Origin of the sequence: Candidatus Desulfatibia sp. (assembly GCF_036446775.1) — a bacterium.
GTDB lineage: Bacteria > Desulfobacterota > Desulfobacteria > Desulfobacterales > UBA11574 > Desulfatibia_A.
Genome location: NZ_JAZFTO010000283.1, coordinates 1 through 2,720 on the forward strand (window position 1 = coordinate 1; position 2,720 = coordinate 2,720).

The window sequence follows — 2,720 nt, forward strand, 5'->3', positions numbered from 1 at the left end:
GATATAAACGAAACGTATCTGGGAACCAGGGGAAGAACGCATGGAGACAAAAACGATAAGATCCCGGCAGCAAATGCCATCCATATGGTAATGTCGCTAGTCATAATTTATAGTTTTGTAAAAAGTGAAACGTGAAATGTAAAACGACTACATTTAGTTCATTAAGAGGATATATTACACAGCATATAGACTTTTCACGTTTAACTTTTTACTTTTTACGGAACTATCATAACTTAAAACCTAACACTTAAAACCTAAAACGTGATGAATTCGACTTTATACGACGCCATCAATATTGATGACCCCAGTGATTATCAGCACTTGCGATATTTTTTTTTTTGATTTAGAAATAGATCAGGATTTTATCCATCAATACATTGACGCCATGTCTTATATATTCATTACAATTTACATTTTTTTATTCGGTATGTGCATCGGAAGTTTTATGAACGTTTGCATTTACCGGCTTCCGCTTGAAAAATCTATTGCCGACCCCCCGCGTTCAGTATGTCCCAGCTGCGGCCACATGATAAAGTATTACGACAATATTCCTGTCTTTAGTTATCTGTGGCTGAAAGGCAGATGCCGCCACTGCAATGCACCGATATCTTTGCGCTATCCCCTGGTTGAAGCGTTGGCCGGGCTCGCTGCCGTCAGCGTCTTTTTTGCCTTTGGTTTAACCCTTGAAGGCCTTATATATTTTATATTCACCGCCGTACTTTTAGTCATAACCTTTATCGATATCGACCACAAAATCATACCGAATGTGATTTCAATCCCCGGAATTCCACTCGGCCTCCTGGCCTCTTTTGCTCTGCCGCAGGTGACGTTGAAAGATTCTGCCCTGGGCTTGCTGGCCGGAGGCGGAAGTCTTCTGATTGTGGCCTGGACTTATCATCTGCTGACTCGCAAGGAAGGTATGGGCGGCGGCGATATCAAACTATTGGCAATGATCGGAACCATTGTCGGCTGGAAAGGCGTGCTTTTTACAATTTTTACTTCATCTGCCGTGGGGAGCCTGGTAGGCCTGACGGTCATGCTGGCCAAAGGCAAAAATATAAAATTTGCCGTTCCCTTCGGCCCGTTTCTGGCCATCGGCGCCGTTACCTATATTTTCTTCGGCCAGAGCCTTATTTACTGGTACTTTCATCTACTGCGATAGTTATTGTCCGTAATTTGAGCTTTTAATATAATTTTTTGATTTAAATTAACATATAATCACTAATCAAGATGCGTCCCGGAGTTCTCATTCCTTTGTTTATCGATATCACTATCGATTACATTTAATTTAAGTATTGAAGGAAAGCAAATTGATATTCCAATTTTATTTATTTCTTTTAATGAAACTAAAATTGAGAAGGAGATAAAAAGTTATTTCCTTTTACCTCCTTAATAGTTATTTACTTATTTATGGATGTCCCGAACTCCGCGAATCCCCCGATTGGGCGGCACTCCTGATCAAGATAAGAATTCAACAGCAATTTGATTGAACCGTGCGAACGCCTCATCGTGCGGGCAGTGACTCACATTGTCAAAGACTTCTAGCCGCGATTCCTTGAGTAGCGCGTGCATCTCACGTCCGCGTGCCAACGGAACGGCGGTATCGTGACGCCCCCATACTATCAGGGTCGGAATGTTCAACTCGCCAAGCGCCCGCACTTCGTCCGGCAGAGTGTGAAAGAACTGCTTGCGTAGGATAGTGAGCATAACGTCGGTCGATCCCTTCACCTTATGGAAACGGGTGGCATTCTCGAAATAGCTATCAGTGATGAAGCTTTCGTCATAAAACCAGTTGGTCTTGAGCGCCATGCGGCGCATGAAGTTGCCCTTCATGCCGTACATCAGTTCCCCCACCAGGGGGAGATTGGCGAGCTTGCCGAAGAGAGACAGGGGATTGGGCATGCCGGCAGCGCCAACCAGAAGCAGCTTATTGACACGGTCGGGATGATGCACCGCGAAGTAGATTCCTGTACCGCCACCCATAGAGTGGCCGACGATTGAGGCTTTCTCAATATGGAGTGAGTCTAAGAAAAGCAAGAGCTGCTTGGCATAGAGCGGGTAGCCATAGTCGAGTAGCTCGCGGGTGCTGTAGCCGAATCCCCACATGTCAGGGGCAAGTACCCTGAAGTTATCCGCTAACGCCTCAATATTGTTGTGCCAGGTGAAAGAGTCGAAGAAGAAGCCATGGACAAGAAGGACGGGACTGCCCGAGCCCGTGTCGATAAAATGAGTGCGTCGGCCTTCGAGGCCAATGAATTTTCCTTCAGCGTACTTCTCCGCCCACACTCCGAGGGGTTGGCTGTTCCACGGCATGAAATCTGTCACGTCTTGCTCCTTCTTGTTTATATACGTTTCGCATTCCTCATGGGTCAAAAGTAGACTTGCCCCCATTCCCCTTCACACCCGGGGCTGACACCAGACGCTCGCGACTAGCGTCTCTTTCGGGGCCGTTTGCGACTTCCCTTTGACCCGTTCTTGAACGGTAGGCGCGGCTCGCCGCCACCCGGGGGCAGTATAATCTTGTCCTCCGAAGCGACCCATACAAAACGTGACTGCGATTTACTCCCCTTGTAGGCGGGGACCCGGAAACGGCGCACATGGAAACTGCAACTCATCAAGAGCTGCTCGAATTTCTTGCTCGGCTCAGCCGACCACACAGCCAGACACCCCTGTTCGCGCAGTGCGCGGCGACAGGCCCGAATTCCTTCACGACCGTACAG

The 2,720-nt window shown here is 47.4% G+C and carries 3 protein-coding genes; 1 reads left to right on the forward strand and 2 read right to left on the reverse strand.

The genetic code is table 11. The features are described 5' to 3' along the window. Window positions 1-104 (reverse strand): cytochrome c biogenesis protein CcdA (locus V3S16_RS13400; protein WP_413885751.1); only part of this gene is annotated, 104 nt, incomplete at its 3' end. 323 nt (window positions 105-427) lie between these two features. On the opposite strand from V3S16_RS13400, the gene V3S16_RS13405 reads away from it, so the two are divergent. Beyond that, window positions 428-1,162 (forward strand): prepilin peptidase, encoded by a 735-nt coding sequence (locus V3S16_RS13405; RefSeq protein ID WP_413885753.1) that lies wholly within the window; start codon window positions 428-430, stop codon window positions 1,160-1,162. A 296-nt stretch (window positions 1,163-1,458) separates the two neighbouring features. On the opposite strand, the gene V3S16_RS13410 is transcribed toward V3S16_RS13405, so the two are convergent. Next, window positions 1,459-2,373: an alpha/beta fold hydrolase gene (locus V3S16_RS13410; RefSeq protein WP_413885749.1), complete on the reverse strand. Its 915-nt coding sequence runs from the start codon at window positions 2,371-2,373 to the stop codon at window positions 1,459-1,461. Window positions 2,374-2,720 lie beyond the last annotated feature (347 nt).